This window comes from Nitrospirillum iridis (assembly GCF_014205765.1).
Classification (GTDB): domain Bacteria; phylum Pseudomonadota; class Alphaproteobacteria; order Azospirillales; family Azospirillaceae; genus Nitrospirillum; species Nitrospirillum iridis.
The window spans coordinates 1-7491 of sequence record NZ_JACIIZ010000037.1; the positions used below are offsets into that span (position 1 = coordinate 1).

Sequence of the window (7491 nt, forward strand, 5' to 3'; positions counted from 1 at the left end):
GGACCATCACCAACACCTCCGCCAACGTGGTGTTCGCCTCGGGTGCCGTCAGCCTGGGTGACGCGATCAACGTCGCCAGCCACACGGTCAGCAACAGCGGGGCCACCGTCACCCTGGCGGCCAACGTCAGCGTCACCGGCAATTACGCCCAAAGTGCGGGCACGCTGGCCAGCGGCGGCCATGTGCTGACGGTCAGCGGTGCGGCCAATGTGACGGGCGGCGTGGTCAATGCGGGGGTCAGCGGCACCCGCACCTATCTGGTGGGCGACAGCGTCGCCCTGATCCAGGGCGGCACGGGGTCCAGCTACACCGGCGCCACGGTGACCAGCGGCATCACCGGCCTGTCGGCCAACGCCGTCACCAGCGGCGGCACCCTGCTGGCCGCCGCCAGCAACGACTATATCGGCGGCAACCTGGCCAGCCTCACCGTCGCCGGCACTCTCTCCAACACCGCTGGCGGCGCCACGGCGCTGTACATCGCGGCCACCGGCACGCTGGGCACCCTCGCGAACAGCGGTGTCATCGCTGGCGACATCGCCAACCTCTCGCCCAATGACCTGGTGATCAGTGGCGGCACCGATCAGGCGCCGGGGACGCTGACGGGCGTTGGCGGGGCCATGGGCACCATCGCCAGCCGCCTGGCCGATCTGCGCTTCGTCTCCGGCACCTTGCTGTTGAACGACCATCTCGACGTCGGTACGCACAGTGTGGTCAACAGCGGTGCCACCCTGCTGGTCAACAGCGCGGTGACCATCACCGGCAGCTACAGCCAGACGGCCGGCGGCCTGGTGATCGGCGTCGCCTCCGCCACCCGTTACGGCAGCCTGGTGATCAGCGGCAGCGCCAGCCTGATGGGCGGATCGGTGACGCTGCAGGCCACCGGCGGCGGGCAGTTGGCGGCCGGCAGCTACACCATCGTGTCGGCGGGCGCTGGGCTTGCCACCGCCAACCTGGCGCTGACGGCGGCCGGTTACACGGTCACCAGTTCCACCCTCACCAGCGGGGGCATGACCGAACTGGTGCTGACCCTGAACGCCGCCAGCACCGGCACCACCACGCCGGCCGTGCCGCCCACACCGCCAGCCCACTACACGGCCGTGGGGCTGGCGCAGGGCGGGGCGGCATCGGGCACGGGCCCGGCGCTCGACGTCATCGCCGCCGCCAGCGGCGCGGCGGCCACGGCGTTCCAGGCGGTGGTGTTGACGCCGCTCTCCACCCTGTCGGGCGCGACGCAGCGGGTGGCGGTGGCGCAGCTGTCGCCCAGCCAGCTGACGCCGCAGCTGTCCACCGCCATCACCGCCCCTGTCACCGGCGCCGTCAGCCAGCACCAGCAGGCGGTGGCCGGCCTGATGGAAGGGGGTAAAGGGGCCGCGGCCGGTTCCTCCGGCCGGCAGGGGGCGATCTGGGGAGAGATCCTGGGCGGCGGCGCCCTACGCGCCAACAGCCAGGAGGCCGCGGGCTACCGCGCCAGCAGCGCCGGCCTGGTGCTGGGCGCCGACTGGTTCGCGTCGCCGGAGGTGATGGCCGGCCTGGCGTTCAGCTGGATGAACAGCGCGGCCGTGGGCCAGGGGGTGACGGCGGGTAGCTTGACGCGGGTGGGCAGCTATCAGCTGACGGCCTACAGCGTCTGGCGTCCCGACTGGGCCGGCGGGCGGCTGTCGGTCGAGGGCCAGGTCGGCGTCGGCTACAACCATTATGACCAGCGGCGCCGGATCGATTTCCTCGGCGCCCGCGCCAACGCCAACTATGGTGGGGAACAGTATCTGGGCAAGGTGACGGTGGGCTACGCCCTGCCGGCGACAGGCTATACCCTGACGCCGCAGTACAGCCTGCGGGCCGTGCGTTTGACCAACCATGGCTATCAGGAGCAGGGTGCCGGCATGGCCGACCTGGGTGTCGACGCCTTGGTGACCAGCAACCTGACGCAGGAGGTGGGGGCCAGGTTGGACACGCGCATCGCCACCGGCCTGGGGGTCCTGGTGCCGGAGCTGCGGTTGGCATGGGTGCACGACTACCTGAACGGCCCCATCGCCACGACGGGCGCGTTGGCCGGCGTGGCCTTCGCCAGCACCACGGCCCAGGTCAGCGCCGACGGCCTGGCCATCGGCCTGGGCGCCACGCTGGACCAAGGCGACGGCCTCAGCCTGCGGCTGGAATACACCGGCGACCTGCGCCGCGACTATCAGAGCCACGCCGGCGTCCTGCGCGCCACCTGGGCATTCTGACGGGGGGCGTTCTGAGGGGGGCCTCAGCCCGCCCGCTTGCGCCCGCCGTGCGCCGGTGGCGGGGCGGTGGAGGCGCGCACCACCAGTTCATGCGACACCAGGCGATGCGGCACGGTGGCGTCGCCCCGGGGCCGCTCCGTCAGGCGGGCGATCAGCAGGTCGGCCGCCTCCTCCCCCAGTTGCCGCATCGGCTGGCGCACCGTCGTCAGCGGTGGCCAGGTCATCGAGGCGACGGGGCAGTCGTCGAAGCCCGCCACCGACAGGTCATGGGGCAGGCTGAGGCCCCGGGCCTGGGCCACGACGATGACCGCCGCCGCCATCTCGTCATTGCAGGCGAAGATGGCGGTGGGCGGGTCATCCAGCGACAGCAGCCGCTCCGCGCAGGGCAGGGCGGAGGGGAAGGTGAAGGCCCCATGCTCGATCAGGGCCGGATCCTCCGCGATGCCCAGTTCGGCCAGCGCCTCGCGATAGCCCAGGTGGCGCCGTTCGGTGGCGCCGTGGTTGGCCGCGCCCTTGATCAGGCCGATGCGGCGGTGGCCCAGGGACAGCAGGTGGCGGATCAGCGTGGCGGCCGCCTGCCGCTCGTCGATCCAGACGGTGGAGGATATCGCGTCCCCCCGTTCCGCCGTCACCCGCACCAGGGGGATGCCGCTGTCCGCCAGCACGGACAGCACGCGCGGCTCATCGGTGATGGGGGCCGTCAGCACGACGCCGTCGGGGCGCAGCCAGTCCAGCACGGCGCGCACCCGCCGCTCCACATCCTGGCCGCGATAGTCGATCTCTTCGATCAGCAGATGATAGCCCCGCGCCCGGCAGCGGTTCAGCAGGCCCACCTGGATTTCCATGGTGTAGGGGCCGGCCGGGTCGCCGTAGAGATGGCCCAGCAGGTAGGAGCGTTTGCCGGCCAGGGTGCGGGCCGACATGTTGGGATGATAGCCCAGGTCGTGCATCGCCTTCAGCACGCGGTCCAGCGTGGCGCGGTTGACGTAGGGCTCACCGTTCAGCACCCGGGAAACGGTCTTGATGGAAACACCGGACTCGCGGGCGACGTCCATGATCGTCGGCTTCCGGGCATCGTTCCCCATGAGGCGTGGCTCCCAACGGCAGGTCAGACAGAGGGCGGCGGCAAAAAGAAAGGGCGGCACGATACCATCATGCCGCCCAGAGTGGGCGCATATCCCCGGGGAGAGGGCATGCGCGGTGAAGGGAGATCAAGAAGAAGGATCGGGGAACGGCCGTGCGGACCGCCCCCCGGCATCAGGGGCCGATGGCCATCCCAGACCACCGATCCCTGATCACGGGACGCTTGAGAGCGGCATCAGGCGCCGAACTTGAACCGGCCGCCCAGCATGAACCGGCGACCCGAGTTCATGTAGGTGAAGGGCTGGTTCTTGAACTGCAGGTAGGTCTCCTGGGCCTCTTCCGTCAGGTTGATGGCCTCGAAGGTGATGCCGAACTCAGGCGTGAACTGATAGGCGATCTGGGCGTCCAGCTGGCCATAGGGCCGGCTGAACACGCCGTAGGTGACCGCCTTGTTGGTGGTGGCGTCCAGGATGGCGAAGGTGGAGCCGATGGCGTCGCCGTTCACCGCGCTGGACCGCCAGCTGTAGGACAGCCGGGCCTCCAGGCCGTGGTTCTGGTAATAGGCCTGCGCCGTCAGGGCGTGCAGCGACACGCCCGGGATGGGCAGGTCCTTGGCGAAGGAGGTCGAGGTCGACGAGGTGGACAGCGAGTAGGTGTAGTTGGCGTTGAAGCCCACGCCGAAATCGAAGGCGTACTGCGCCCCGATTTCGAAGCCCTTGATGCTGCCGCCGGCGCCGTTGCTGGGGGCGGTGAAGCCGGCCGTGCTGCCGCCGAAATCATCCATCACGGTGATGGAGGTGGTCTGGGTCTGGATGAAGGTGTCGATGGACTTGTAGAAGCCGCCGAACGTCACCGCACCCTGGGAGCCGAAGTACCACTCATAGCCAATGTCGATCTGGGTGGCGCGGAAGGGATCCAGGTCCGGGTTGCCGCCGCTGCCGCCCACGAAGGCGAAGCCCTGCTTGCCGGCCGTGTTGGTCTCGCGGGTGAAGTTGTACTGCGCGCCGGTGCCCAGCTGATAGGGGCTGGGGGGCGACATGACGCGCGCGGCGGAGAAGCGGACCTTCTGGTCCGGCGCCACGTCCAGCACCAGGTTCATGCTGGGCAGAACGTCGGTGTAGTGCCGCTCCGCCTTGATGATGTCCGGGTTGGTGATGGCGTTGGAGCCGTCCCAGGATTCGTCGGAGATGTAGATGGGGTTGGCGGGCAGGGCGCCGGCCGTCACCCGCTGCACCGTGTCGACGATGCGGGCACCCATGTTCAGGTGGAATCGGTCCCCCTTGTCTCCCAGGTCGGCCATGGCGTAGCCGGAGACGCGCTGGCTTTCGATCCCGAAGGAGTTGATGGGGTCGCGGACCATCTTGCCTGGGAACTGCGGGAAGTTGCTCTGCAGCCACTGCACCGGGTTCTGCATCTGGGACAGGTTCTGCACCAGGATGCTGCTGCCGGCGTTGCCGCTGGGGAAGAAGTTCTTGATGATCTGCGCGCGGTTGGCCGCCGTCAGGGCGGTCTGCGCGGGAATGACCGGCGGGGTCTGCGACGGGGTGCCCGTGGCGCCCACGAAGTTGCCGCCGGCGCTGGCGCCGGTGGCGGGGTTGGTCAGGCCCTCGTTCAGGATGGCCGGATCCATATAATAGCCGTAGGTGCCGTAACAGGTGCCGTTGCTGCAGTACCCGGTCTGGCCAGCCGAGGACTTGTCCAGCTCATAGTGCGACAGGGTGTAGTTGATCTTGTCGTCGGTGTAGCGCACGCCGGCGGAGAAGGTGGTCTTGACCGCCTTGATGAACTCGGCGTCGTACTCGCCGTCCGCGTGGCCGGACCACAGATCGTCTTTGGAGTGGATGTTCCACGCCCAGGCCGACTTGAAGACGGCGTTGTTGGGGTTGCTGATCAGGTCGGCGTAGGGCGCGTTGTACGACACCGACGGCAGTTCGCCGTTGTTGACATAGTTGAAGGAGTAGGCCGGCCCGTGGCTGACCGGGCTGCTGCCGCCGGGGGCCGACGGGTTCAGCGGCGTGTTGCAATAGCCGTTGGGGCTGGTGGCGCAGGGCTGGGCGGCGTTGTACTGCGAATACTCGACGTCCTGCTGGGCGCTGTCGGAGTTGTACTCGGACTTGGCGTAGGAGACCTTGAAGCTGCCGCGCAGCGGCCCGCCATTGTCCCACTTGCCACCGAAATGGAAGTTGTCCGCCGTGACGTGGACGTTCTGCACGTTGCTGTCGCCCTCGGCACCCAGGGCGCGGATGGTGGCGGACTTGATGACGCCGTTGCTGTCCACCTCATAGGGCTTGCTGGGGTCGATGCCCAGGCCCAGGCCGTTGCTGTTGAACCACAGCTTGTTCGACGCCTCCTGCGTGAGGATGTCATAGGTCGAATGCAGCCAGTCGGCGTTGAAGGTCAGGCTGTCGGTGGCGGCGTAGTCGATGCCCAACTGGCCGCTGATGCGGGTGCGGTCGGTGTCGCGGTCGGTGAAGTACAGCAGCTCGGGCGAGATGTACTTCTGCGGGATGGTCGCCATGGGGTTGGACGAGGTGCCCGCCGCCGGCTCGATGGCCCAGCCGCTGCGGTTCTGGCCCTGCATCATGTCGGTGTGGGTGTCGGTCTCGGAATAGGAGAACGCCGCCGTGATGCCGATCTTGTTGTTGAAGTTGTAGGTGCCGACGATGGCCCCGACGGGGGTCCAGTCCTCCAGGCGGGCGTGCTGGCCGTTGCTCATGCGCAGGTTGCCGCCGACGCTCCACCCCTGCGGGGCATCCAGCGCCGAGCGGGTTTTCAGATTGATGATGCCGCCCATGCCGCCTTCCACCAGGCTGGCCTGCGGCGACTTGTAGACGTCCACGCCGGCGATCAGGTCGGACGGGATGGCTTCCAGCGAGTTGGTGGCGGTGTTGCCGCCACCGCCCGAGCCTTCGCCGTTGGCATACGCCTCCAGGCCGGACAGGAAGGGCTCGCCGTTCAGCACCGTGACGTTCTGGCTGAGGCCGCGGATGCGCACGCGGGTGCCCTGGCCGTTGTCGCGGTCGATCTGCACGCCCGACAGGCGCTGCAACGATTCCGCGATATCCTGGTCGGGCATCTTGCCCATGTCCTCGGCCGTCACCGATTCAATGATCAGGTTGGACTGGCGCTTGAGTTCCAGGGCGTCGGCCAGCGACTTGCGAAAGCCGGTGACGATGATCTCCTCGACCCCGCCGCCTTGGGCCGCCGCTTGCGGCGCGGCCGGCGCTGTCGCTTGCGGATCGGGGGCCACCGGCGGTGCGCTTTGGGCCAGGGCGGTGGGCGCCGCCAGAATGGCGACGGCGGTGGCTCCCATCAACAGCCGCCGCAAATTCCTCAATTCTCCGTGCATGTATGAGTCCCTCCCTGCGGGATATTCGTGGGTGCGCGAACCCGGCCGCCGGCCACGGTTCCCCGGCGCAACCCATGGTTTAGGGTAAGCGCCAGGGAACGGCACAGCGTTGCTGTCCGGTCGCGTTGGATCTACCTGATGCTCAATTACGGGACGTGCCGATCTGAGAGTCGGCTATGCCCGCTCCCTCCCGTCACCGGGAAAGATCAACCAGGATCAACTGTAATGCGTGTTTCCATGACAGGATCGGCATAGTGCTTGCGCTCTCATGTCTCTATCCTCCCGATATGTCATTATTTTTACTTGATGGAGTGGCGGCGATACCATTCGCACCGGTACGGATTGGGGATGACTACACCCGCAGGCCGCTCGTCTAGACCACGAGCGACGTTTGCAGATGTGCCACATGTGCACCGGCAGCGTTATTAATAGTTGTGTTGACAGCGTTGTCAAACGGATTCTGTTTTTGAATTTTTTTAATCACACTGTCCCCCAACACATAAAGTGGCCATCCAACGCACCAAATGGCCAAACCTCCAACACATAAAGTGGCCAAGCATTGAAATCGCTGGGAAATTTCCGGCCGCGCGGGGAGGGTGCGGGGATAATTTATGCGCAGCCCCGGCCGTGCCAGGGCGACTGGGGCGTCTGCCGGTGCCGCCACCTTCCAACTGTTGGCTGTGACAAGGGGCCGAGGCGCCGGAGCCCGGGGGCTCGCCGCCGCTGCTCGGGGCCGCGAGTTAGCGTCCGAGAGCGTGGTGGAAAATCGGTGATCGCCCGGGGTGGGGCATGCCCCACCCCGGGCGGCGGCGGGCGGGAGGTGGTCATTGGTCC

Annotated in this window: 3 protein-coding genes; 1 reads left to right on the forward strand and 2 read right to left on the reverse strand. The window is 67.7% G+C overall.

Going from position 1 to position 7491, the window contains the following annotated elements; translation table 11 throughout:
• A partial coding sequence (locus FHS74_RS30810) for an autotransporter outer membrane beta-barrel domain-containing protein (RefSeq protein ID WP_246463476.1) occupies positions 1–2225 on the forward strand: 2225 nt, incomplete at its 5' end.
• A gap of 23 nt (positions 2226–2248) precedes the next feature.
• Here FHS74_RS30810 and FHS74_RS29905 read toward each other — a convergent pair.
• Both FHS74_RS29905 and FHS74_RS29910 read right to left on the reverse strand, forming a co-directional pair.
• On the reverse strand, positions 2249–3280 hold the full coding sequence (locus FHS74_RS29905; RefSeq protein WP_246463477.1) for a LacI family DNA-binding transcriptional regulator: 1032 nt from the start codon (positions 3278–3280) through the stop codon (positions 2249–2251).
• Between the two features lie 263 nt (positions 3281–3543).
• A complete protein-coding gene (locus FHS74_RS29910; protein WP_184807928.1) occupies positions 3544–6621 on the reverse strand; it encodes a TonB-dependent receptor in 3078 nt (1025 codons plus the stop codon).
• Between the last annotated feature and the right edge of the window lie 870 nt (positions 6622–7491).

Coding starts and splice junctions, on each gene's coding strand:
- FHS74_RS29905 (WP_246463477.1), bottom strand. CDS start 3,280: ATGGACGTCGCCCGCGAGTCCGGTGTTTCCATCAAGACCGTTTCCCGG.
- FHS74_RS29910 (WP_184807928.1), bottom strand. CDS start 6,621: ATGGGAGCCACCGCCGTCGCCATTCTGGCGGCGCCCACCGCCCTGGCC.